The 23,438-nt window shown below is 41.9% G+C and carries 25 protein-coding genes; 5 read left to right on the top strand and 20 right to left on the bottom strand.

Annotated features, from left to right (window positions below; genetic code table 11):
• The first annotated feature begins 10 nt into the window (after positions 1-10).
• Positions 11-154, top strand: coding sequence for a hypothetical protein (locus tag NTX44_00125; protein MCX6120011.1), 144 nt, complete (start codon positions 11-13; stop codon positions 152-154).
• A complete protein-coding gene (locus NTX44_00120) occupies positions 151-1,860 on the top strand; it encodes a sodium:solute symporter (protein ID MCX6120010.1) in 1,710 nt (569 codons plus the stop codon). The genes NTX44_00125 and NTX44_00120 overlap by 4 nt, the downstream gene beginning before the upstream one ends.
• 318 nt (positions 1,861-2,178) lie before the next feature.
• Here NTX44_00120 and NTX44_00115 read toward each other — a convergent pair whose 3' ends face one another.
• The 7 genes from NTX44_00115 to NTX44_00085 form a co-directional block, all read right to left on the bottom strand.
• The gene (locus tag NTX44_00115) at positions 2,179-3,009 is read right to left on the bottom strand and encodes a DUF2911 domain-containing protein (protein MCX6120009.1); all 831 of its coding nucleotides are present in this window, start codon (positions 3,007-3,009) and stop codon (positions 2,179-2,181) included.
• Positions 3,010-3,136: 127 nt separating this feature from the next.
• Positions 3,137-3,763 carry a methyltransferase domain-containing protein gene (locus NTX44_00110; GenBank protein ID MCX6120008.1) on the bottom strand — a complete coding sequence of 209 codons (627 nt, stop codon included), beginning with the start codon at positions 3,761-3,763 and terminating at the stop codon, positions 3,137-3,139.
• Positions 3,764-3,789: 26 nt separating this feature from the next.
• On the bottom strand, positions 3,790-4,599 hold the full coding sequence (locus NTX44_00105; protein MCX6120007.1) for an SDR family oxidoreductase: 810 nt from the start codon (positions 4,597-4,599) through the stop codon (positions 3,790-3,792).
• 107 nt (positions 4,600-4,706) lie between these two features.
• Complete coding sequence (locus tag NTX44_00100) at positions 4,707-5,441, bottom strand: hypothetical protein (protein ID MCX6120006.1); 735 nt, start codon at positions 5,439-5,441, stop codon at positions 4,707-4,709.
• A gap of 441 nt (positions 5,442-5,882) precedes the next feature.
• Positions 5,883-6,320: a hypothetical protein gene (locus tag NTX44_00095; protein ID MCX6120005.1), complete on the bottom strand. Its 438-nt coding sequence runs from the start codon at positions 6,318-6,320 to the stop codon at positions 5,883-5,885.
• A 47-nt stretch (positions 6,321-6,367) separates the two neighbouring features.
• Positions 6,368-6,730, bottom strand: a complete 363-nt coding sequence (locus NTX44_00090) for a hypothetical protein (protein MCX6120004.1) — start codon at positions 6,728-6,730, stop codon at positions 6,368-6,370.
• Positions 6,730-7,149, bottom strand: coding sequence for a DUF1801 domain-containing protein (locus NTX44_00085; GenBank protein ID MCX6120003.1), 420 nt, complete (start codon positions 7,147-7,149; stop codon positions 6,730-6,732). Before NTX44_00085 ends, NTX44_00090 begins: the two co-directional genes overlap by 1 nt.
• 81 nt (positions 7,150-7,230) lie before the next feature.
• On the opposite strand from NTX44_00085, the gene NTX44_00080 reads away from it, so the two are divergent.
• Positions 7,231-7,413 carry a hypothetical protein gene (locus tag NTX44_00080; GenBank protein ID MCX6120002.1) on the top strand — a complete coding sequence of 61 codons (183 nt, stop codon included), beginning with the start codon at positions 7,231-7,233 and terminating at the stop codon, positions 7,411-7,413.
• Positions 7,414-7,634: 221 nt separating this feature from the next.
• On the opposite strand, the gene NTX44_00075 is transcribed toward NTX44_00080, so the two are convergent.
• From NTX44_00075 to NTX44_00060, 4 genes are all read right to left on the bottom strand, one after another.
• Positions 7,635-8,705 (bottom strand): alpha/beta hydrolase, encoded by a 1,071-nt coding sequence (locus NTX44_00075; protein MCX6120001.1) that lies wholly within the window; start codon positions 8,703-8,705, stop codon positions 7,635-7,637.
• Positions 8,706-8,994: 289 nt separating this feature from the next.
• Entirely contained in the window at positions 8,995-9,468 is a 474-nt protein-coding gene (locus tag NTX44_00070; protein ID MCX6120000.1) for a hypothetical protein, read from the bottom strand.
• 409 nt (positions 9,469-9,877) lie between these two features.
• The gene (locus tag NTX44_00065) at positions 9,878-10,459 is read right to left on the bottom strand and encodes a DUF3795 domain-containing protein (GenBank protein ID MCX6119999.1); all 582 of its coding nucleotides are present in this window, start codon (positions 10,457-10,459) and stop codon (positions 9,878-9,880) included.
• Positions 10,460-10,636: 177 nt separating this feature from the next.
• Positions 10,637-11,899 carry a hypothetical protein gene (locus NTX44_00060; protein ID MCX6119998.1) on the bottom strand — a complete coding sequence of 421 codons (1,263 nt, stop codon included), beginning with the start codon at positions 11,897-11,899 and terminating at the stop codon, positions 10,637-10,639.
• A gap of 214 nt (positions 11,900-12,113) precedes the next feature.
• On the opposite strand from NTX44_00060, the gene NTX44_00055 reads away from it, so the two are divergent.
• Both NTX44_00055 and NTX44_00050 read left to right on the top strand, forming a co-directional pair.
• Positions 12,114-12,446: a type II toxin-antitoxin system RelE/ParE family toxin gene (locus NTX44_00055; protein MCX6119997.1), complete on the top strand. Its 333-nt coding sequence runs from the start codon at positions 12,114-12,116 to the stop codon at positions 12,444-12,446.
• A 10-nt stretch (positions 12,447-12,456) separates the two neighbouring features.
• Positions 12,457-12,768: a helix-turn-helix transcriptional regulator gene (locus NTX44_00050; GenBank protein MCX6119996.1), complete on the top strand. Its 312-nt coding sequence runs from the start codon at positions 12,457-12,459 to the stop codon at positions 12,766-12,768.
• Positions 12,769-12,988: 220 nt separating this feature from the next.
• On the opposite strand, the gene NTX44_00045 is transcribed toward NTX44_00050, so the two are convergent.
• From NTX44_00045 to NTX44_00005, 9 genes are all read right to left on the bottom strand, one after another.
• Entirely contained in the window at positions 12,989-13,891 is a 903-nt protein-coding gene (locus NTX44_00045) for a hypothetical protein (GenBank protein ID MCX6119995.1), read from the bottom strand.
• A 356-nt stretch (positions 13,892-14,247) separates the two neighbouring features.
• Positions 14,248-14,790, bottom strand: coding sequence for a tetratricopeptide repeat protein (locus NTX44_00040; GenBank protein MCX6119994.1), 543 nt, complete (start codon positions 14,788-14,790; stop codon positions 14,248-14,250).
• A gap of 202 nt (positions 14,791-14,992) precedes the next feature.
• Positions 14,993-15,739, bottom strand: a complete 747-nt coding sequence (locus NTX44_00035) for a trypsin-like peptidase domain-containing protein (protein ID MCX6119993.1) — start codon at positions 15,737-15,739, stop codon at positions 14,993-14,995.
• A gap of 190 nt (positions 15,740-15,929) precedes the next feature.
• The gene (locus NTX44_00030; GenBank protein MCX6119992.1) at positions 15,930-16,880 is read right to left on the bottom strand and encodes a hypothetical protein; all 951 of its coding nucleotides are present in this window, start codon (positions 16,878-16,880) and stop codon (positions 15,930-15,932) included.
• Between the two features lie 260 nt (positions 16,881-17,140).
• Entirely contained in the window at positions 17,141-17,800 is a 660-nt protein-coding gene (locus NTX44_00025) for a hypothetical protein (GenBank protein ID MCX6119991.1), read from the bottom strand.
• Positions 17,801-17,981: 181 nt separating this feature from the next.
• Entirely contained in the window at positions 17,982-18,881 is a 900-nt protein-coding gene (locus tag NTX44_00020; protein MCX6119990.1) for a restriction endonuclease, read from the bottom strand.
• Between the two features lie 194 nt (positions 18,882-19,075).
• The gene (locus tag NTX44_00015; protein ID MCX6119989.1) at positions 19,076-19,585 is read right to left on the bottom strand and encodes a hypothetical protein; all 510 of its coding nucleotides are present in this window, start codon (positions 19,583-19,585) and stop codon (positions 19,076-19,078) included.
• Between the two features lie 1,152 nt (positions 19,586-20,737).
• Complete coding sequence (locus NTX44_00010) at positions 20,738-21,436, bottom strand: hypothetical protein (GenBank protein MCX6119988.1); 699 nt, start codon at positions 21,434-21,436, stop codon at positions 20,738-20,740.
• 814 nt (positions 21,437-22,250) lie between these two features.
• Entirely contained in the window at positions 22,251-23,195 is a 945-nt protein-coding gene (locus NTX44_00005) for a T9SS type A sorting domain-containing protein (protein MCX6119987.1), read from the bottom strand.
• Positions 23,196-23,438: the final 243 nt, after the last annotated feature.

The raw sequence follows: 23,438 nt of genomic DNA, 5'->3' as shown, positions 1-23,438 counted from the left end.
GAGCTGAACGATGGAACACTCGAATGCTGATAACGACATTATTAAAGAGAAGCCGCCCATCCTTGGTTCATGGGAAAAAATCTATCTCGTCGTTCTTCTCAATTTATTCGTATTGATCTTTCTTTTCTATTCCTTTTCCGAAGCGTTTAAATGAGACAACTTGACTGGATTGTGCTTGCAGTGACCCTCCTCTTCATCGTCCTCTATGGGATTTGGAAAGGACGCGGAAGCCGAAACATCAAGGGCTTTCTCTTAGCAGATAGGTCGATGAAGTGGTACACGGTTGCGCTCGCAATTATGGCAACGCAGGCAAGCGCCATCACCTTCACATCGACCCCGGGTCAGGCGTATGCGGACGGCATGCGGTTTGTGCAGTTCTATTTTGGCTTGCCGATAGCGATGGTAATTCTTTGCATCACCGCCGTTCCTATCTATCACAAACTCGGCGTCTATACAGCCTACGAATATCTTGAAAAACGTTTCGATGCAAAAACCAGAGTACTGACAACTCTGATCTTCCTCGTCTCACGAGGACTCGCTGCCGGAATAACAATCTATGCGCCGTCACTTGTCCTTTCCGTTATGCTTGGTGTAGATATATGGATCACCTCTCTTATCATCGGGGGACTTGTCATCATCTACACAACCTCCGGAGGCGTCAAGGCGGTTAACCATACGGATTTTTTTCAACTCATCATAGTTATGGCAGGAATGTGTATCGCGCTCGGTGTAGCTCTTACCCTGCTTCCAAAAGAAATCTCTTTCACCGACGCCCTTTCTGTCTCTGCTGTAATGGGAAAGTTGAACACGGTCGATCTTTCTCTTGATTTCAGCAACCGGTACAATGTCTGGTCGGGCATTATAGGCGGCATGTTTGTTGCGCTTGCCTATTTCGGAACGGATCAGTCGCAGGTTCAGCGGTATCTCACCGGTGAATCTGTCACGCAAAGCCGTCTCGCGCTTTTGTTCAATGGTCTGGCAAAAGTGCCGATGCAGTTCTTTATCCTGTTCATTGGAGTAATGGTATTCGTATTCTTTCAATTCATTCAACCTCCACTTATCTTCAATCCGGTCGAAGCCGGAAAAGTAAAGACCGGCGAGAGAGCGGAAGAATACCGGCTGCTGGAAGTGGAGCACGAAAATTTATTTCAGAAGAAGTCAGAACAAATCCGAGAATACTTGCAGGCTCGGCATCAACACGATGATGTCCGAGCTGCTAAGAAGAAAGAAGAACTGCAATTGCTCCAGCAGCGGTACGACGCCGTCCATGGTAAAGCATCCAACCTTCTTGCAGAAAAGGATCGCACATCCGACACCAGTGATACGAATTATATTTTCTTGACCTTTGTGTTGACGTATCTGCCGGCAGGATTAGTAGGACTGATCTTTGCGTGTATTTTCACTGCGTCGATGTCTTCATCATCTGGTGAATTAAGCGCTCTGGCAACCACCTCTATCATCGATGTCTATAAACGCTTCATCAAGCGAGAGGCAAGTGAAAAACATTATCTTCTCATCTCACGCATCATGATGGCGTTTTGGGGTCTGTACGGAATTGCATTTGCGCAGTACGCAGGTAAGATGGGATCTCTGGTTGAGGCGGTGAATATACTTGGTTCGCTCTTTTATGGAACGATGCTCGGTATATTTCTTCTTGCATTCTATTTCAAGTCGGTCAAAGGGACTGCCGCATTCGTCGGGGCTTTATCGGGTGAGGTCGTAGTCTTGTACTGCTTTCAATTCACCTCCATTGCCTGGTTATGGTATAACGTCATCGGATGCTTTGTTGTAGTTGGTGTCGGGATCATTCTCTCTGTTTTCGAGAGAAGAAAAACTTCCGGCAACCTGACATCACTGTAGCCACCGCGGAAAAAGAAATTGAATCCGAAACAAAAACACCTTATGCACTAGGACGTCACGAATCCCCGCCTGCGTGACTGCGTCAGCAATCGGGCAGGATTTCGTGACGCTGAGTCATGAAAGACAATCCATATTCGGTGACACGGTATACATGCCTTGTATATTTTACAGGGGACATTGACACTCATGCTACAAGATACCCGATAGAAACGTTCGGGTATAACAATTTCTCTCTTTTGCCTAACATTAGTTAACCGGAAACAAAAACGCCTTCCGAAAAAGCAATTTCCCGGAAGGCGTCGTGCATAACAATTGTTTCTACTTCTTAGCTTTCCAATCTGCGATCATCTTTTCTAATCCGCTTGTGTTTGTTTTCGGATCATTCGCCTTCGCTAATTTCACGGCTTCTTCCGCTATCGCGATTGCATTGTCGACCTTGCCGGTTTGTGCAAGGAGTTCCGCCTTTGTCTGGAGATTCCGCGCATTCTTGTCAAGAGCAATAGAACGCTCCACCCATGCGAGTCCTTCCTCGAGGTACATTTTATTATCGAGTGCGAACCGTGCCGCGCTGTTGAGCACTTGCCACGTTCCCACCGACGCCTGTAACTTCGCAAGTATGTTGGTCTCGATCTTAAAACTCAATCGGATTTTTTCCCACGCAAGCACGACTTGAGCAGAGGCAGGTGTCAAATCTGTAAAGCTAAACGACATCCACTCTTCTTGTGGCCCTGTTTCTGGTTTTACCATTATTTTCAATGTGTCGTACTTTGCGTCATACACTGTTCCCCAATTCTTGATTTCGGAGTTAAAGATCAGCGCCCACTCTCCTGTCTTTGAAGGAATCACGACGAACCGATATGATCCGGCTTTCAGTTTATTTCCCTCGATAGTCACATCATCACTAAAAGTTATGACGGTTGGTTCGTTGGCACCTGCCCGCCAAACGGCATCATATGGCAGCAGTCCACCCCAGATGACGCGGCCCTTCACACCCGGACGGTGATAAGAAATCGAAACTTCACTCAAGCCGACAGTCTGTGAGATCTTCGCCGCTTGACTAAGCTGTGGAACACGCACCGGTACTTGCGCCTGAACTAATGTAACAATGAAAGCAGCGGCAAGCAGGATGGAAAAAGTTTTTGTAATCATAGGATATCTCCTTAAATAAGTTATATGATGGATTTGTAAACTATAAACACTCACAATGAACCAAACGTTTCCTTCAAATCTTATAAGCTGGTTAACAGACTGGAGCTTGAGCGCCAGTACTTAAGTATTATTTCTTACCTTCTGCCGCTATACATTCTCTGGAACGATTTTTACCAAGAACAAGCTGCACATCACGAAAACCTGCCTCACTAAGAAGAGCGCTGACTTCCTCCGGTTCATACAACCTGAACCCGTGCCGTATGACTTTTCCTCGGTTCTCCATTGCTATCCGCGGGGAGAAGCAAACCACCAGCTTACCGTCTTCCTTGAGTACACGATGGATCTCGTGAAGTGCGGCAAGCGGATCCGGCCAGAAGTATATAGTGTTCACGGTGCATACTTTTGTGAACATGTTGGAATCGAACGGAAGTTCCACAACGTTTGCACAATGCAGATCGATTATTCCAGCCCTGATGAGCGATGCAAAACGTTTTGTACAAATCTCAACGACATCTTGCGAAAAATCCACACCTGTGATACGGCCCCGGCTCAGAACACGTGACATTCTTGCTATCAGGTCTCCACCGCCGAAGCCAACTTCCAGCACATGATCACGAGGATCCAGTTGCAGAGCTTCAATTGTCAGACTGTTTATGGATACATTGATGCGATTGAGAAGATGCACCATCACATACCGACCGAAGAAACCAGACGGCTGCCGGAGTTGCGCTGCCATGAATTTTGCAAAACTCATCGATTTGCTTCTCCTGTCTATTTATACTAACGGCCCCTTCGAATAGCCTTGCGAGCAATGCGATCGACCAGTCCAGGCGCAATCAGTTTCAGCCATATCCCGATTTTGCCGCGCAATGTCATCACCACTTCCCGATTACGCTGCGCAGCAGCCCGAAGAATTATTTTCGCACACGTTTCAACCGGCATCACTTCACTTTCTCGCACAGTACTTCGTCCAACGGATTGGCCATTCTCGCCAAACGCTTGCTCACGCACTGCTGTCGCTACAAATCCGGGGTAGATCATCGTAACACTCACGTTATGCGGTGCCACTTCGATACGCAGCGAGTCAAAGAACCCTGCCATTGCATGTTTACTCGCCGAATAGCCGCTCCGCGTCGGCACGCCCGTTTTGCCGGTCAAACTGGACACACCGAGTATGCGTCCCTGCGTTTGCTTCAAGTACGGCAAGGCATAATATGTGCAATAAACACTTCCCAGATAATTGACACGCATGAGTTTTTCAAATATACTGGGATCACGAACATCTTCAAAATTCGCATACATCGTCTTCCCAGCATTATTGATCAATATATCAAGACGCGAAAAGTGTTCCACAGTCTTACGAATCAGCGCCTCACACTGGGTTTGTTCACTCACATCTGTTGAAATAGCAATCGCCTTTCCGCCACGGGCTTCACACTCAGTTCTTACCGATTCTAAGCGCTCTGTAGTACGTGCGGCAAGCGATAGCCATGCGCCTTGTGCTGCGAGTTGATATGCAAGTTCGCGGCCGATTCCACTTGAAGCTCCGGTAATGATAACCACTTTATTTTTGAAAATCGATTGTGTCATTCTTCATCTCTGTTTAAAAATCTTATTACATTCCAAAAACTGCTTCGCTGTTTTTTGGCAGGGGGCGATAGGTTAAGTCACTTTCAATAATATTCTCGATGAATAATTTAAAGTTTGACTGCAACAAAAAGAGCGACGAATGCATGAAAACATGCGTGAGCTATAAAGGCCGATTCTAATCCGTGTTTCCAGAACAACCAACCCCACGGCAGAGAAACTATGAAAATTGTAAATATAGACCAAGCTGGATTCGTGATGCCAAAATTTATTAATGCCGGAGTATGTCCACAAGCAAATAGAATTTGGCTTAAGAATATACATAAGTAAATCAATAATTTTTTGGGAATTCCTATGCCATGTTGAAAAATGCGCCATAAAATCCATACAATAATTGTTAAAAGACCCCAACGCATGATTACTTCTTCGAAAACACCACCAAACAAGCGTGTGAGAAATGGGACCATCGTAAGATAAGAGATGAAATCTGGGGCTATGAAGTAAGCAACAATGGCACCTGCAAGACCTATTGGGGCGCCATAAAAAAATTGCCGCTTCAGTACTATCCAGAAATCTTTTTTCTTTATTGAAATTTCAGCAAGGTAAGCTCGAAAACCAATTCGGGGTGTAAGGTACGCTCCTGAAGCAGCAAAGATAGTAGCAGAAATAAAAAACACTACAATTTGAAGAAGAATGAATGTATTCATCGAATACGGCAGATGCACATGGGCGGGAACAAGTTTTGGTAGAGCAGGTATATAAAATAAAATGGCTATGAAGGCAGCAATCCAAACATAGAAAAAGTTTCGGTGGCAACTAACTGATGATTCCTTATTTACGTCCATGGAATTCTCCTACATACTTGTTTTTTGCATGCCCAGCCTGCGTGCCCGCCTTCCGTCCCACAAAGCGGGATGCGGCGGACGCGCCGTAGGCACTTCCGCTTGCACTTCGTTTCAGCGGACAAGCCGGCAGGCAGGTGATAAGTTTTGCGCCAGAGGTCGCTTACGCTCCATAGCTTCAGCGACGGAGCGCGCATGCGCCTTTGGCCACAATATGCACCCAAGGAAGTGAGTTCACACTGAAAAAGAAATTATTAAGAACAAAACCTATGCGAACCATGTTTAACGTACTTAGATGGCAACCGTCAGTGAGCGCCTTCGGTGCCATCCCGCTACATCAAAATTAATATTGATAGCGGGATTTGTTGAACGTTTTGTGTGAAACCCCGATCTTTTGAGGGGAGCCGCTGATTAGGCGCCCGTAACACGACAAAAACATTTGAATCAAAATATGTACGGAATTATTCGTTTGGTGCGTACAGCATACTCTGCATAGCTTGGATACCGTTCAGTCACGAGACGCTCCTCTGCAAAAATGCGAATAAACAATCCGATTGTTGCGATGACTCCTAGAAATACATTCAACAATGATACATGACTTAATATTCCTGCCCAAAGAAAATATATCACAGCGGCATAAATCGGATGTCGAAAATAATGATATGGGCCAGAGGTTATTAGACCACCTTCTGTAGGATTCGCCGTTGCATGAAAACTGCGACGACCGAATGTAAAGCGCGCCCAAAGCATAAGCAGTACTGAAAGGACTTGAACTAGAATCGCGAAAATACCAACAGCCAGAATTGATTCTCGTAAGACGAGAATTATAAGGACCATAACAGCGACACCAAAGCCTGCTATTGACGCAAACTTAAGATTCATTGCAATTCCTCATTGTAGCTATTCTACGGGCGCCTATTGGACCAGCGCTAAGTCCGTTCCATTGCCATTGCAATGGAACACGATCGCGATCCTGCAGAGCAGGATCGGACTGCGGCGCCCTGCCTGCGTGCCGTAGGCACTACGGCACGCAGGTGATAATTTTCAAATTGCTGATAACAGGCGGAGCCCCATAACTGTAACACACGAAGTGTGTTTCTATACCTACCACCAGCAATGCTTAACGTACTCACGCTCATTTGGTCAGCTTGAGCGCCTCGTATGTTGAGTTTGTGACAATTATTTTCGTATCCTAATCCATTGGCAAAGTCATAGGAGAGATAGGAGCGTCTAGATATCTGGTAAGGCAACAAGCCATCCCGATATTGGACATGTTTAGAAACAGAATCCATTATGATTTCGGTTTCTTCAAAGGATTCAACTTGCCAGAACTATTGAGAGCGACTGCTTGGCGAACCAATGCCTTGAAGGCGGATTCGTCAACTTCTTCTCCTTCGTGGATGTCAATCGCGCGACGTACGTTTCCTTCGAGACTCGAGTTAAAGAGACGGGCCGGATCTTTCAGAGACGCGCCCTTGGCGAATGTAAGTTTCACAACATTTTTGTAGGATTCGCCAGTGCAGATGATACCGTCATGCGACCAAATCGGAGTGCCCATCCACTTCCACTCCTCGAGAACGGCCGGGTCTGCTTTCTTGATGAGCTTTCGCATCCTACTAAGAGTTACACCACGCCAGTCCCCGAGTTCGGCGATTCTTTTCGAGATGAGTTCCGATGCCGACTGGTCTTGGCTTACACTCGGCTTTTTCATATTGTCTCCTTACTATAAGGTTGCTATTCTTCCGCTTGTTGCCTAACGGACCGGCGCTAAGTCCGTTCCATTGCCATTGCAATGGAACGCGATCGCGATCCTGCAGAGCAGGATCGGACTGCCGCACCCTGCCTGCGTGCCGTAGGCACTTCCGCTTGCACTTCGTTTCAGCGGACAAGCCGGCAGGCAGGTGACAACTTTTGCGCCAGAAGCGCATGCGCCTTTGGCGCACAAAATGCACTAAACGAAACAGGTTCATTCTGAAAAGTTTATTATTAAAAACCGAAACCTATGCACGCCATGCTTAACGTACTTATTTACCCGCCATGCTTTATCTTTGGGCGGGCGCTCATTCGGTCAACTTGTTGAACGTTTTGTGTGAAACCCCGTTCTTTTTGCGGGGAGCCGCTGGTTAGGCCGCCGACCACCTTTACCGTTGATGTTACACTGCTGCCACATTTGAGTACAAATTCTTGAAGCGTAATTTATACTCGCTTGAATTGTGAAACCTGTTTGATAAAAAACTCGTTGAATTTGTCAACTTCTTCTACATTGAGGAAGTGCGCCGAATTATCGAACCAGATCAGTTCCTTGTGAGGTGCTTTCAACTTCTCAAAATATTGTTCTGCCAATATCGAAGGAGTTTCATAATCGTGTTTTCCTTCCAGAAAATATACAGGTACTTTTAATTCAGAAGCCTGCTCCATCAAGTTAACGTTGAGAATTTGCGGCCACATTAAGTGCACGGAAGCGAAGATTCCCCGAAAGAAATTAATCCTGTCGATCCAACTATATTCGGTTGCTTTTATCAAACTTCCGATGGTGATGAAAAAACCTCCCCGGGGATTACCATAGACTTCACCGCCGTACTTAGCCAATATGGCACGCTGTGCAATAAACTTTGACCGCCAATTACCAGAGTAAGGAGGTGCACCCATTATCTTCAGTTTCTCGACGGATTTGATATCGTTTGCCTTTATTGCCTGTGCCAAAGTCCATTCATAAGAAACACGCTCACCTTCCAGACCATTAACTACCTGACCAATTCCGACATAGGCATAGTAGAGTTCAGGATATTTCTTAACTGTAAGCACTCCCAAGGCGCTGCCCCAAGAATGCCCTACTAAACAGATTCTTTTTTGGTTAAACCGTAGGCAAAGTAGCATGGTCAGTTCGTGCGTGTCGGAAACAAATTGTTCTATATTCATCCCAGACACAGGATTAATCGCCGCATAAGATTTCCCTGCCCCGCGCTGATCCCACACGACGACCGTAAAATGTTTTTCCAAAACTGCCAAATTGTATTTTCGAACAAGCCCCATCTCTGAGGTTCCTGGACCACCATGTAAAAAAAGCAATAAAGGATTTTCTTTGTTTTCGCCACGAATGAGAATCCATTGTTCTACGCCACCCAGTTTAATCTTTTCTAATGAGGCAATACTTCCGGGGACGGGTTTTCCCCGTATATCAGTAATCAGCGCTGTGTGACCAGGCATTAGGCAGACGATTCCTATCCCCAAAATAAAAATTAGAACTAGTAAAATAAAGACAACCATAGTTTTGCTCCTATAGTGTAGCGACTATCTCTTTCCGTTAGGGAACCTAACGGACTGCGGCTAAGTCCGTTCCATTGCCATTGCAATGGAACGCGATCGCGATCCTGCAGAACAGGATCGAACTGCCGCGTGACCAATTTTCAATTTGCACCAAACGAAATAAGTTCACGCTGGTTCTTTCAATTATATACCGACGTCTGCGCGTCATGCTTAACGTACTTATTTACCCGCCATGCTTTATCTTTGGGCGGGCGCTCATTCGGTCAGCTTGAGCCGCTGGTTAGGCCGCCTACGTTACCGTTGAGTTTGCCGCAATAAACTGTGACAATTGCTGACTAGTAGCATTTCCTACCCACCGAGCATTTCCGATCTCAATTACAGGTAATGCCCGAATGCCTTTCGCTATCAAGATATCTGGCTTGAGCGTCACATCCTTTTCAATAAGAGTGAAACCAATTCGTTGTTGCAATTCCGATAGCCTTCTCTTGACTATTGGGCAAAAGGGACATCCAACGCCGGAGTAGAAGTGGACTGTAACCTCAGAACGCTGGACATTTTCTGCTACCTGATCATTCACTGAACCATATCCCATGACTTTGGACAGTTTGGGAAAATACTTCACATACAACCAAAGAAAGTATGCGACAAGGAAGGGTAAGAGAACTGCTTCCAAGTAATGGCCACGGGAAATGTAAAAGACAAATATTACAATTATAATAAGCCAAGAACCATAGATCGACGCCATATAACACTGTTGTTTCATTTTTCTATCTCCGATCTAGTAAGCGGCCTAACAGATGGCGGCTAAGTCCGTTCCATTGCCATTGCAATGGAACGCGATCGCGATCCTGCAGAGCAGGATCGGACTGCCGCACCCTGCCTGCGTGCCGTAGGCACTACGGCAGGCAGGTGACAACTTTTGCGCCAGAGGCGCACAAAATGCACTAAACGAAACAGGTTCATTCGCTTCACTTTCAATTCTGCACAAAACCTTTGCAAGCCATGCTTAACGTACGCATTTACCCGCCATGCTTTATCTTTGGGCTGGCGCTCATTCCTTCAGCTTGTCCCAAAGGGATCCCTTCGGGAAGCGGATGGTTATACCGCTTGTGCGAAATTCCGAACCTATTACAGTTTGTATTATTCATTTTCTGAAATCTTTTCACTCTGATTTAGTTAGTTAATACTCCAATCAAATATTTATCAAGAATAGTTTTAAGTATTTTTGCCTTGCTTTTAACGTCATCTTGATTGATTTTATCAACTCTGATTTTCAAAATTGCTTTATCTATTGAACTTTTAAGAATCCTTGAGTCAATTAATGTTGATGCTTTGCAAAAATAACTTCTAGATCTGCCATCATCAAATTTTTCTATCATTGTTTTGAGCAATTTCATCCGTACTTTCTGTTGTTCCATGAATTTCTCGATACCGTGATCTTTGATAAAAATCAAATTAGACATGATCTTCTTGGATGAAGGAAAAGAAGAAGATTCTTTCAATTTCTGATATTCTTCATTGCTTTTGAATTTGGAACACGGGAAGGTTGAACATTCAGCACAAACTTCAAGATTATTTTTCTTTACGCAACAAGTAATAAAGGAACATGATGGGTGCTTAGCAAAGAAATTAGGACCTGCACATCCGGGACATCTTGATTTACCTACAGTATAGAATCTAGGGCATAAGCCGCAATCAAGACCGCATACGGCAATCGTTGGGTATTTTTTTAATTGAACGTATGATTTTCCCATACTATTGCTCCTTTAATGCGGCTCGGAATTTCGCATAACTTTTTAATGCGCAAGCGGTATAACGGACCGGCGCTAAGCTGCGGCGTGACCAACTTTCATTTTGCATCCAGCGAAGTGAGTTCACGCTGAAAAAGAAATTATTAAGACTAAAACCTATGCTCGCCATGTTTAACGTACTCAGCTGGCAACCGTCAGCTTGAGCGCCTGGTTAGGTGCACGGCGAGAAGATTTAGTATTCTTATGTGTCGTATCGACTTCAATCAGTTTAGCAAATGGTACTGAACTCACACATTTTTTGAAGTCATCGCAAAAATATAATCTATCTCCGTATACCTTGATGCCGTCTATCCAATAGGCTGGGCTTATGACATTGGAAAGATAAGTTTTGTTTCGTAAATCGAATCGACTTATTTGCGTCGCTGAATTGTTGAAATACTCCGCGCTATAGACTATACTATCATAGATAGCTAAGTAGTATACATATCTTGGATATGCAATAGAATCAAGTAATTTTCCATCGTAAGTTAACTTTTTCAAGGAAGATATCCCTTGCTCACTCATATAAATATAGAGTGCGTTATTAAAAATTGCCATTCCATCTAGATCGATAGAAGTCGGTAAGGGAAATACAAAATCTATGGTTTTTGTTAGAGTGTTATAGCGATAGACGCTATTGTGACCAATATCGCAAAAAACAAAGTTGGAATCTGCTGCCAAATGATCGCCTCCGGGATAATTAGTAAGCAATTGTTTGGATTTCGAAATCAGATCAAATTCAAATAAACCCCATGGACCAAGTGGATGATAATAAAGCTTAGAGCCGATTCTAGAAATATCTTGAAATGGTTCGCCATCAGGCAAAATAGTACTATCTGCGATGATTTCCGTAGAATTATATGGATATTTGAATAGTGCCACAGTAGTATCAACATCGATATAGCTTGAATCGAAGGAATAATAACGGATTGTCAATGGAGCATTGATTTGTGAAGAATCCATTTTGACGGAAAAGTCAAAATGAAGAATATATGATTTTGCTTCCTGATCATATGTGGAAGTGGAAGAATAAAGCTGCCTAAATCCAGACATACTTTTTGAGCCAATTATCGTTCGGATAATTTTGGAACTTCGTAAATCAAGGCCCGATTGATGAAGAATATGTACAACATCATAGTCGATAAGGTTAAGGAGGATGTTTTTATTATTTTTCTCATCAATAATCGGACGATCCTCCGAGGGAGTGGTAGGACTCGCTGGATTCTTTGTACAAGATATGAAAAGAGAAAGAATGCCAACGATTACTACCTTTTGATATTTTATCGGCACAATCATCTGAATTAATATACGCCGTGCACCTAACGGACTGCGGCTAAGTCCGTTCCATTGCCATTGCAATGGAACGCGATCGCGATCCTGCAGAGCAGGATCGGACTGCCGCATGACCAACTTTCAAATTGCACTAAACGAAACGAGTTCATGCTGATAACCATATTTATTTGTCTCAACCAACGAGATACTGAAAAGTTAATAATAAAAACGTCAACCCACCATTAGCTATGTAAATTGCTCCCACGCTAATTCGGTCAGCTTGAGCCGCTGGTTAGGGCGCTGGCCTTATTGACATTATGCCAGATATGACATATATTGTATACGTATGAATGATGACGACAAACCTATTGTTTGGCTACACGGTGAAGTAAAAACTCCGCCTTTATCAAAGAACGCCCGCCTTGAAGCTGGCTTTTTATTGAGACGGCTACAAGCGGGAGAAAAGCTAAGTCTCCCCTTCTCAAAACCGATGCCAATAATTGGAGCAAGATGCCACGAACTCCGAATTAACGATGAAAATAAAATATGGCGTATCATTTATCGGATTGATTCTGATGCTATAATTATCTTAGAAATATTCCAGAAGAAAACACAACAGACATTAAAACAAATTATTGATATCTGCAAGCATCGCTTACGCTTGTATGACGAATTGTAAGGATACCATAATGGATAAGGCAAAACGAAAACGTCTCGAATCTGCAGGATGGAAAGTTGGTACCGCCAATGATTTCTTAAACCTTTCCTCTGAAGAATCTGCATACATCGAACTTAAACTTCAATTGGCGAAGAACTTGCAAAAACGCCGTATTGAAAAAAGACTCACACAGACAGAAGTAGCACGTATGCTTAAATCAAGCCAATCTCGTGTAGCAAAAATGGAAGCTGGAGACCCGACTGTCTCTGTTGATTTACTCATTCGTTCTCTTTTGACTCTCGGCGCTAGACCAAAAGCTCTACTGCGATCTATCGCTCAATAATCTTTCTGTGCCAGCGCCCTAACGGTCGGGCGCTAAGCTGCGGCATGACAAAACCTCAACATGCACCCAACGAAACAAGTTTAAACACAAAACTAAATTAATAAAAACATAACCAACGAGAAACCTAAAACAAACTTAAAAAAACGAAAAACCACCACCAGCAATGCTTAACGTACTCACGCTCATTCCGTCAGCTTGAGCGCCTGGTTAGGCAGCGGCATTATTGTGACAATGTGAATTCATAAAGGTAGATAGCATCAGACGTTTGTCGGAATGCCCCGACGTGACCGCCAATTTCAACTATACCTTTAACGGGATAAATATAATAGCCATATGGTCCTTCGAATAGTGCATCTGGAAGCAGATAACTATCTAGAGCACAACCGGTTGCTATATCAACAGTGTTTATGGTAGAATAATTCGTACCGACGATGAGCTTATCTCCGACGAAGCTCATAGAGAAGATTCCATCATAAGTCGACATCTGTCTAATAAATCGTCCTGAGAAGTCAAAGAGAAGCAAATATTCCTCGAAAGCAATGACAATGAGCGAATCATATATAGCGAGAGAGTTGATTTGCTTACCATGCTGGAACGAATACTGTGAAGTTAAGTTGATTCGACGGATCAGCGTTGTGTCTTCTATATTTCGTTGGTCCACATAATAGGATCCAGCGGTCCACAAGTAACCTCCTGCAATGTCCACGGATGTTACGCCAGGTAATATGTAACTTTTCACTATCAAACCACTGACATTACAAACATTGATTGTGGAACTCTGATAACCTTCCTCACGAAAGTACCAATGATCGCCGTAGTGATCGACACCGTTGATATGAGAAGAAGCATTTGAGTTAAACCAAGTTTTATTTAGGCATCTAATTGTAGGTGCCCAAGGATTACTGCTGTCAGGTGCTGAGTCGATGATTGCCAAGTACGGAAATCTAAAAAGTGAGTCATATGAAAAGATCAGAGTATCGGATTGTGAACTGATGCGGTAATATAACAAAGTGGAGGGCACGTTGTAATTCAGGATAGTGCTATCCGTGAAGACAACTTTAAAGTCATCAGTAAATCGAAAATTGAAGCCGAGATCCTGCTTTATAACAACGTGAGATGTCATGGTGTCCGCGATAAAGTATTTGACATCTGGCGGACCCTCTACCACTTTCCAATAGCCCTGCAAACGCTGTACGCCACGGAGTGTTGGCTTTTCTGGCTCTGGGACTGGTGAGACGAGAGAGATATCTTTAGAGCAACGTAGCGCTAGTATAGCCACCAATAGAAAGAACATAAAGTGGATACGATATATTCGCAAGGATTTCATTTTAAAACTATACCGCTGCCTAACGGACCGGCGCTAAGCTGCGGCGCTGAAAACTTTCAACATGCACCCAAGGAAGTGAGTTCACACTGAAAAAGAAATTATTAAGACTAAAACCTATGCTCGCCATGTTTAATGTACTCAGCTGGCAACCGTCAGCTTGAGCGCCTGGTTAGGCGGCATTTATTATTATTATTATTTTGAAGTAGCCTTGACCGCGTCGAATCATCTAGACTGTTAAGAAACCTCTTCAATTGAACCGTATCACCTTGTTGGATTAACAATTGTTTCTTGAAAGCATAACCTTGGATGTTTGATGGATCGATTGCAATAGCTTTGTCACAATCTGCCAATGATTCGCCAGTATTAGTTTGAGCCAACATATGAGACAACGCTCTGCCTGTGTATGCAATAGCCAAAGGCTTTTTAGTGAGTTCTATGTACTTTGATAAATCCGTTTCCAGAAGTACTGGATTTTTTATTTCGCATGCCATAAAGGCTCTTTCCAGATATGCTTGTGCGTTATTAGAGTCAAGCTCAATTGCACGATTGAAATTTTTGATGGCTTGATCATATTTGAGGTTTTTCGCATCAGTCCGGCCAGCTTGGAGAAAATCGTCACTGCTACGCGAACATCCCGAAGCAATTACAACCACGAGCATTAAGAAATATTGAGAAATAAGTGTTTTGAGTCTCATAATAACCCTTTATGGTTAATAGAATGCCGCCTAACGGACCGGCGCTAAGCTGCGGCGTGACCAACTTTCAATATGCACCCAGAGAAGTGAGTTCACGCTGATAATTTTATTATTAAGAACCGAAACCTCTGCTCGTCATGCTTAACGTACCCAGCTGGCAACCGTCAGCTTGAGCGCCTGGTTAGGCGCCCGATTTTAGTGACTATATGGATTCAACAAGTTCATTAATTGAAGATGCTTTCCATACAATTCCAAGATCTGATTGATCATTGATTCTGCCACTATAGATACCAAGAAATCTTGTCATGGGTCGACTAGATACCACATGACGTTCATTTTCCAATGTCACACTACCACCGTTTCGATGAGCAATGACTACAGAACCAGATTGACCTGGCCTTGTTCTACAATCAATTAGAAACTTTGGTTGGCCTTCGAAATCAATGTCGGGTTCGGTCGCAATAAAACCGGTAGCCCAAATAGCTAACGAGCCACCTCCAGTTTTACCAAATGGAAATCCAACAACACTTACAACTTCCGCTGGTGCAATTTTGATAACTGCATGCCCAACTTGAATTAATGAATATGGAAATAATTTAACATCGTTAAGTTGAGTAAGAGGAAGTGCGACAAAATCAGCCAAGGCCCCAAGAGTTGGGTGTTCTATCCATTGTGGTGAATCATCCTTTAAAAGTAACTCGGTTCGTAATACCCATTCCTCTGGTTTGCCAAGACAATTATGAGCAATTTGTACTTTGTTGGGAATACCGCCGGATGGGGACATCGGTTGCCCTGTAATGTTATGCCGTCCAGTAGCTATGTGTCTATTGGTAATCAGGACGGGACCCTTTTTACTTATAACGATAAAACCAGTGCCAGTTCCAAGCGGCTGATCATTACATAGAAGCTGAAGTAATAGGGATCGTCTTGAATTTTCGAGTATTGCCATAATATTTTTTTATCGGGCGCCTAACGGACCGGCGCTAAGCTGCGGCGTGACCAACTTTCAATTTGCACCCAGCGAAGTGAGTTCACGCTGAAAAAGAAATTATTAAGACTAAAACCTATGCACGCCATGTAAATTGCACCCAGCTGGCAACCGTCAGCTTGAGCGCCTGGTTAGGCCGCCATATTTTTATTTACCAATTTCCCAAAGTGCCACCATATGCTCCTTGGTCATTACGAGTTCCATCGACATCGTTGTATTTAGAATCCGGGTTGCCAGCATTAATGCATGGTGATGATGTTGACAAATGGAAGTCAGTTGCTGAAACAAAGTATGGATTATTACCTGCCTGAAGAAAATTATACTTAACCATATAATGACTAGAATCGGTGTGATAAAAGGATATCCTTGGATCGCCCGATGCGTTAGTATTTGCATAGAATATGTTATTCTGAACGCTGTCAATAACTGGACTTACGAGGAGAAGACCGCCTGCGTAATTATTGGAACTATTATTATAGAAAGTATTATTGACAATGTTATTCGAAGACGAAGAGGAAAGCAATGCACCCCCGAACCCTACAGAATAATTATTGATAAAAACATTATTGATTATTATAGAGTTTGACTGATCAAGATAGAGACCGCCTCCACTGTTAGATTTATTATTTCTGAATATCGAATTATGAATCACGACATTAGCGTTTGTTACCTCTACAGCCCCATTTCTTATTGTATCATACTTGACAGTAAGATCGACATTCTCAATGATTGCAAATTGAATAATGGATTGGATCGGTGTTCCCGTAATTTGGATTCCTTTCCATGATGCATTCATTGAAGTGAATAAAACTTGACTTGTTGAATTGCCAATACAAGAAAGTTTGCCTCGAACAATTAATTGAGTTGAATCCTCGAAATATATCCGAACACCAGCTTCGATGGTAAGTACGCTGGAAGAATCTACTAGAAGTGTATTACTGGCTTTATAGGGAGAGCCACTTGCGGTTAGAATAGCATTAAGATGACCGCCGATGACAGTATATTGCACAGGAGTAGGTTCAATTGGAGATTCTTTTTTTGAACAACCAGATAGCATGACACTAAAAGCAAGCAAGACAAATAAAAAAATCTGTTTTTGCATATTGCTCCTTTTTATGGCGGCCTAACGGTTGGCGGCTAAGCTGCCGCGTGACCAACTTTCAAATTGCACTAAACGAAACAAGTTAACGCTGAAAACCAAATTTAATTTACTCAACCAAAGAGGTACTGAAAAGTTAATTATAAAAACGTCAACCCACCATTCGCAATGTAAATTGCTCCCACGCTCATCCGGTCAGCTTGAGCGCCGGGTTAGGCGGCAAAAGAAATATATTGAAATGAATGCTTTATCCGTTAAGGTTTTTAATATTCTTTCTTTCTCGTATTAATCATCGACCTAACCTTGGTAATAAGTGTATATATAATCGATAAAATTATCATAAGACCAAGGATAATTCCAAGAATTGCATTTCCTGTTAGATAATAGATGGTGAGTAATATTGCGTACGGAAATATTATTAATATCAACTTGAGCTTTTTTCGATCAGGTTGATTATGTTCAGATGTGAGTGGTGCTAAAGAATATATCTCTAATTTAAGTCTATCTACATTTTCAACATCGTTGGGAATAAAGATTGACGCAGATATATCTGAAGACCTTACTTCAATTCCTTTACCTTCCACTTCAATTAATTGGCTTACATCAGATCGTAGAATTGTCTTTGTTGGTTTACCTATTTGTTCTTGAACAATTAATGTCTCGTTAATCGTAAATTGAAGAGATTGGACTTGTCTAAGTATATTCCAGCTTGCAAAAAGAACGCTTACAATAATGACGGACAATAAGATTAAAATAGGTTCGATAAATTCTAAAGAGAAGATAGTGTGTTCATGTTGGTAAAGTAATGCAAACGTTGGTATTAAGAGAATGATGACTAATGGAAATACGATAAGGAGCAAAAGACGATAATACTCCATCCTTACTCGTTTTTTCCCATTATCTGATAAATTATAAACAGACATCTTCTCTCCTTTTGCCGCCTAACGGACTGGCGCTAAGCTGCGGCGCTGATAATTTTCAACATGCACCCAGCGAAGTGAGTTCATGCTGAAAAAGAAATTATTAAGACTAAAACCTATGCTCGCCATGTTTAACGTACCCAGCTGGCAACCGTCAGCTTGAGCGCCTGGTTAGGCAGCCCCATTACTCTTCAGTGAAATAATCAGAATCGATCCGTTTAATTTCGTAATTGGCTACCGGTGTAACACCAAGGTTATGATCGATCATAAACTGAGCAAACTGTTGACCGTCGATTAAAACAATTTTGCTTTCAATCTTGGCAACATATTCTTGCGCCTCTTTGGAAAACTCAGAGGTGGTGATGAAAATACCTTTTCTTGCGCGTTGGCCCTGCAGCGCACCAGCAAACTTTTGAATTTCGGGACGACTGACAGTACCTTCCCAGCGTTTGGCTTGAATATAAATAATATCAAGTCCAAGTCGATCTTCTTTGATGATTCCATCAATGCCCTCATCACCTGACTTGCCGACAGCCTTGCCTGCGTCCTTGAGAGTGCCACCATATCCCATTGCGACAAGCAATTGAACTACCATTCTCTCGAATTGGCGAGGTTGGCAAGATTTAATTTGCTGGAGAATATCGCTGGCAAGATTTTGACGCAAACTGAGGAATGCGCTTTCGAGAACTTCTTCGGGTGTATCGTTGGTGGTTGGTAATTCCACTTCTGTTTTTTCATGACGAAGCGATTTGAATTCCTTAAATTCTGCAAATTGATCAAGAAACTCGGCATCAATTCGTTTGGGATTAGAAGCCAATACTTCTTTGCCTCGTTTAGAAATAATGAAGAAAGAACGGCGAGGAGCTTCGAGGAGCATAGCCTTCTTCATATAAGTTCGCGCCCAACCAACTCGATTATGAAAAACAGTTTGCTGGCCACTTGGAAGAAGCGCTTCTCGTTCATCAGTTCTTAATCCGAATACATCAGATAATTTATCGACGGTCTCTCGGAGTGTATGCTCTTTTCCATCTCCGGCAAATTGCAGAAGAGGAAGCATGATTGTTTGATAATCTGGTATAGCCATAATGTTTGTCCATATTAAGTTTGGGGCTGCCTAACGGATTGGCGCTAAGCTGCGGCGCTGAAAAGTTTCAACATGCACCCAACGAAGTGAGTTCACGCTGGTAAAGAAATTATTAAGACTAAAACCTATGCACGGCATGCTTAACGTACCCAGCTGGCAACCGTCAGCTTGAGTGCCTGGTTAGCCCGCAACTATTATGGAAATATACTTTGTAATATAGTAATTGCCTGTTGTGCCCTTGAAACTTGGCGCGCAGGATCACCTTGGACATTAAAATCCGCATCAATTAGATGATGATGTAAATGCCTAATTCTAGAAAAATAGTTACGTATTTCTGTCATACGTAGTTCGGCATGATGGTCCCACTTTCTCACTAAATGTAAGAGATGAATATCTCCATGCTGATCAAAAGGATGATTTGTTAAAATATCATAACTATTATTTTTTCTCTCACGAGATGGACAAAAAGCGCCAAACAAATGATAAGGTTGATGTGGAGCGAACTTGATGCGTTCTTTCCATTCACTAATATATGTATCCTTTGAATAATCATCGTTGGATCTTGTCTCTACAGTAAATACAGCGTTGTTTACATTTGGAATTGGATAAACACGACCCCATTTGAAATACGATCGCGCAAAAATGTCTTTTATAATTGTTGTTTTACCCCAATTACTAAATCCAGAAATTAAAATGATAGCCATATATTTCTCCTTTTTTAGTTGCGGGCTAACGGATGGCGGCTAAGCTGCCGCGTGACCAACTTTCAAAATACACAAAACGAAAAAGTTCATTCTGATAATTTTATTATTAAGAACCTGAACCTCTGCCAGCCATGCTTAACGTACAAGCCCGCCGAAGTTTGCTTTATAACGTAGGCGGGCGACGCTCATACGGTCAGCTTGAGCCGCTGGTTAGGCGGCACAAGATTTAGAAGGAATATTTTATGCCAAAAGTAACTCGGTTTAAACTAAATTGCCAACCATGAGAATCACTACTTTGTTGACTAAGACGCGATGAAGTAAAGCGGTTATATGTAAAATAGGAATAACTATAATTCGACTCATAGTTCTGCCATACATAACTACCAAGCAGACTATATTCTGCTATCAATTGAAGACTTGAATTGAGAGGGACTAGAACCTGGCAACACACTAATAAGCCTGCACCATAGTTCTTATTGAAATAATTATTCGAAGATTCGTCTCGGATAGAGTCATGAAAAGCAGTACCAGACGAAGTCGATCGACTATAATAATATGTGAACGCAGGTCCGATACCCAAATTTATTTGTAATTGAGACGACTTATTCAATGAAAAGATATACAAGGCAGAGATTACAGCGTTATAATAGTTATTCGTACTTGATGAAGAATATGTTTCATCAATCGTATCAGGAGAACTTCCTGAATTCAAGGAGTGATATTTTTCATTGCTTGGGCTCGACTCGCTATAATTCCAAAAAAGACTAAAGCCTATCCGGAGAGAAGATGAACTCGACATATTGAAATAGTAATAAATTGCTGTTTCGTTAATAAAATTAAATTGAAGCGCATTGGATGTAATAAAAGACTTGTTCGTAAGAGAATCAGATTGTTGAGCTGCTGATGATAAATAAAAGAACGAAATACATAATAACAGCATCCCTAGTAGTTTCATGATATTATCCTTTGTAATGTTTTTTTTGTGCGGCCTAACGGACCGCAACTAAGCTGCCACGCTGAAAACTTTCAATATTTTGAAAACGAAACAAGTTCATGTAGAAAAGTTTATTATTAAACACTATACCTCTGCTCGCCATGCTTAACGTACTACGCTCATTTGGTCAGCTTGAGTTGCTGGTTAGGTGGCAACTGTTATAAAATAAAAGAAACAATAATTCTATATAAAAAATAGAGAATTACCAAACCCACGAAGATGCGTTGAATTGGGCTTAAGGCTTTCTTGGGCATGGGTTGTGGTTTACTCTTGAAAATAGAAATTCCCTGCATGATAAAAATATATAGGAACGAAGCGACAAAAACATAAAATGAAGCTTTAATTCTAAATATGAATGCACCAATTGCAGAAAGGCCTGAGATGGCGATAATAGTTACCATTATCCACAACTGACTTTTATCGGATGGAGTTGCGGGAAGAATTGGGTGCCAGGTGTGGAGTTCATCTCGAACAGCCTGATACTTCGTTAGATTCTTTGGGATAAAAATCTTACTGTCGGAGTTATCGGAAGCAACTGTAAGTCCCCCTTCAAAGTCCTCTGAGATTGACGTGATTGAGATGCGGGCAATTGTAGTCGGTAACTTACCAGGTCGAGTTAATGTAAGCTCGTCATTGTCTATGGTAATTTGAATCCGTGGACGGATAAATATTCCTAGCGTAATTCCGATTAAAATGATGAACGTGAGAAATCCAAGGAACAAAAGAAAATATTCTTGCACCATAGCATACATCATTGCAAGCGGACCAATTGCAACAAGAGCGACAAGTGGTATAACAAAGGAGAGACTCCGTTTTATGTCTGGCCAATTCATTTTGGGATAATTATACGTTGGCATATTTTCACCTGTTGCCGCCTAACGGATCGGCGCTAAGCTGCGGCGCTGAAAACTTTCAACATGCACCCAACGAAGTGAGTTCACGCTGAAAAAGAAATTATTAAGACTAATACCTATGCTCGCCATGTTTAACGTACTCAGCTGGCAACCGTCAGCTTGAGCGCCTGGTTAGGCCGCATTCATTGATTTGAAGAATATTTTATCTCGAGATGTTTTTTCTGACACTCATTCCAATCATTAAAGCCTACCCAACCGAACAATATCACTAACGGGAGAACAATAAAAATAATCGAATAAAGAATATGAACTTTCTGTGATAGTATGAACGCCAAGCATACTGAAATTGGTAATCCATAGAGTAAACTAAACTTTGTTGTATAAAGGAACCTCTTGTTATTGTATCTACTAATATTTTGTATTCTCTTTTTCATACTTATTTCTAAATATACAAACAAAAGAATGACTACAAGAAAAACAAGAACAATGCCAATATATGCTAAGCTTTTAGGTTGGGGATCGATAAACCATCTAAAGAATATTGGAAGAATGAATATGAGTGGCAGATATTTTTGATTGTTTTCCATTTGTCCTCTCCTCTTTTTATGAATGCGGCCTAACGGACGGGCGCTAAGCTGCGGCGCTGATAATTTTCAATATACACAAAACGAAACAAGTTCATGCGACAAACCAAATTAATTTGTACTCAACCAACGAGGCACTAAAATGTTAATAATAAAAACTTAAATCCACCATTAGCCATGCTTAACGTCCATACGCTCATTCCGTCAGCTTGAGCGCCTGGTTAGCGGGCGTGTTATTTTAGTAAAACCATTTTCATGGCTTTTGAGACACCGTTTACATTTAGGACACATAAATAAATACCAGCAGATTGATTGGATGCATTCCATTGCACAGCATGATCACCGGTCTTAATATTACCGTCATAAACTGTAGACACCAATCTACCGAGAACGTCGTAGATACGAATCGATACTCTCGCTTCTTTAGCAATCTGAAATGGAATTATGGTTTGTGGATTAAATGGATTAGGATAATTTTGAGAAAGAATGAAATCTTTTGGTAAAGATGATAATAAAGAAGCATTTACGGATGTTAATACAAAGCTTTTAAGTGTATGGTTTGTCGTATGACCTACTAATACTTGCTCATTGGAAGAAGTAGAAATATTAGTTAATCCAACAGATTTTCTAAATGTTGCATTTTTTATGTTGCATCGAAAAGGTACGGTTCTACTCATAGAAGTGTCTATACTGATAAAAGTAACTGTATCAAAATCGGAAAACGCAGAAGGATAATAGCGATAGAATCCCATTGAATCATTAGGCCCTGATATAAAAGGGAAAACAGAATTCCAAAAGTTCGATATATTCCCAATCCGTATGAGTTTGTGATTGCCACTATTATATTCAACAATTTGAAATAAAGTCGTATCGTTAATAAAAGAAGTATCGTGATTTTGAGGAGGAAAGGTAAAGTGGCTGTCTCGAATAAGATCTCGTATCTCCTGAAATCCCCATACAATTGAGTCAGTAGAAACTGATTTTGATAGAATTGTATAAATAGCAATGCCATTATCAGTTATTATCCAATCCGATGGTGTATCAGTGATTGTTAAGTAATTATACGTCCATTGGTTACCAATATAGAGAGGAAAATAATCATTAGAAGTCGATTGTCCCTTGGTAACTGAAACAACTGATAACAAAACAACAGATAATATAAATTGTCTAAATATCATGATATTCTTAATTATGAAACGATAACTTTTTAGTAAACTCTCAACACGCCCGCTAACGGACCGGCGCTAAGCTGCGGTGCTGAAAAGTTTTAACATGCACCCAACGAAATGAGTTCATGCTGATAAAGAAATTATTAAGAACAAAACCTATGCTCGCCATGCTTAACGTACCCAGCTGGCAACCGTCAGCTTGAGCGCCTGGTTAGCCAGCAATTGTCAAATATATTTTTGCTCAATCAAATG

Source organism: Ignavibacteriales bacterium, assembly GCA_026390575.1.
Lineage (GTDB): Bacteria > Bacteroidota > Ignavibacteria > UBA10030 > UBA10030 > Fen-1298.
Note: the sequence above shows the minus strand (reverse complement) of the source record. Positions and strands in the feature narration are given on the sequence as shown.

Coding starts and splice junctions, on each gene's coding strand:
- NTX44_00015 (MCX6119989.1), bottom strand. CDS start 19,585: ATGGCTATCATTTTAATTTCTGGATTTAGTAATTGGGGTAAAACAACA.
- NTX44_00110 (MCX6120008.1), bottom strand. CDS start 3,763: ATGAGTTTTGCAAAATTCATGGCAGCGCAACTCCGGCAGCCGTCTGGT.
- NTX44_00095 (MCX6120005.1), bottom strand. CDS start 6,320: ATGAATCTTAAGTTTGCGTCAATAGCAGGCTTTGGTGTCGCTGTTATG.
- NTX44_00040 (MCX6119994.1), bottom strand. CDS start 14,790: ATGAGACTCAAAACACTTATTTCTCAATATTTCTTAATGCTCGTGGTT.
- NTX44_00030 (MCX6119992.1), bottom strand. CDS start 16,880: ATGCAAAAACAGATTTTTTTATTTGTCTTGCTTGCTTTTAGTGTCATG.
- NTX44_00020 (MCX6119990.1), bottom strand. CDS start 18,881: ATGGCTATACCAGATTATCAAACAATCATGCTTCCTCTTCTGCAATTT.
- NTX44_00025 (MCX6119991.1), bottom strand. CDS start 17,800: ATGTCTGTTTATAATTTATCAGATAATGGGAAAAAACGAGTAAGGATG.
- NTX44_00005 (MCX6119987.1), bottom strand. CDS start 23,195: ATGATATTTAGACAATTTATATTATCTGTTGTTTTGTTATCAGTTGTT.
- NTX44_00115 (MCX6120009.1), bottom strand. CDS start 3,009: ATGATTACAAAAACTTTTTCCATCCTGCTTGCCGCTGCTTTCATTGTT.
- NTX44_00045 (MCX6119995.1), bottom strand. CDS start 13,891: ATGACATCTCACGTTGTTATAAAGCAGGATCTCGGCTTCAATTTTCGA.
- NTX44_00010 (MCX6119988.1), bottom strand. CDS start 21,436: ATGCCAACGTATAATTATCCCAAAATGAATTGGCCAGACATAAAACGG.
- NTX44_00050 (MCX6119996.1), top strand. CDS start 12,457: ATGGATAAGGCAAAACGAAAACGTCTCGAATCTGCAGGATGGAAAGTT.
- NTX44_00080 (MCX6120002.1), top strand. CDS start 7,231: ATGGAACGCGATCGCGATCCTGCAGAGCAGGATCGGACTGCCGCACCC.
- NTX44_00070 (MCX6120000.1), bottom strand. CDS start 9,468: ATGAAACAACAGTGTTATATGGCGTCGATCTATGGTTCTTGGCTTATT.
- NTX44_00105 (MCX6120007.1), bottom strand. CDS start 4,599: ATGACACAATCGATTTTCAAAAATAAAGTGGTTATCATTACCGGAGCT.
- NTX44_00100 (MCX6120006.1), bottom strand. CDS start 5,441: ATGGACGTAAATAAGGAATCATCAGTTAGTTGCCACCGAAACTTTTTC.
- NTX44_00060 (MCX6119998.1), bottom strand. CDS start 11,899: ATGCGGCAGTCCGATCCTGCTCTGCAGGATCGCGATCGCGTTCCATTG.
- NTX44_00075 (MCX6120001.1), bottom strand. CDS start 8,705: ATGGTTGTCTTTATTTTACTAGTTCTAATTTTTATTTTGGGGATAGGA.
- NTX44_00090 (MCX6120004.1), bottom strand. CDS start 6,730: ATGGATTCTGTTTCTAAACATGTCCAATATCGGGATGGCTTGTTGCCT.
- NTX44_00085 (MCX6120003.1), bottom strand. CDS start 7,149: ATGAAAAAGCCGAGTGTAAGCCAAGACCAGTCGGCATCGGAACTCATC.
- NTX44_00035 (MCX6119993.1), bottom strand. CDS start 15,739: ATGGCAATACTCGAAAATTCAAGACGATCCCTATTACTTCAGCTTCTA.
- NTX44_00125 (MCX6120011.1), top strand. CDS start 11: ATGGAACACTCGAATGCTGATAACGACATTATTAAAGAGAAGCCGCCC.
- NTX44_00065 (MCX6119999.1), bottom strand. CDS start 10,459: ATGGGAAAATCATACGTTCAATTAAAAAAATACCCAACGATTGCCGTA.
- NTX44_00120 (MCX6120010.1), top strand. CDS start 151: ATGAGACAACTTGACTGGATTGTGCTTGCAGTGACCCTCCTCTTCATC.
- NTX44_00055 (MCX6119997.1), top strand. CDS start 12,114: ATGAATGATGACGACAAACCTATTGTTTGGCTACACGGTGAAGTAAAA.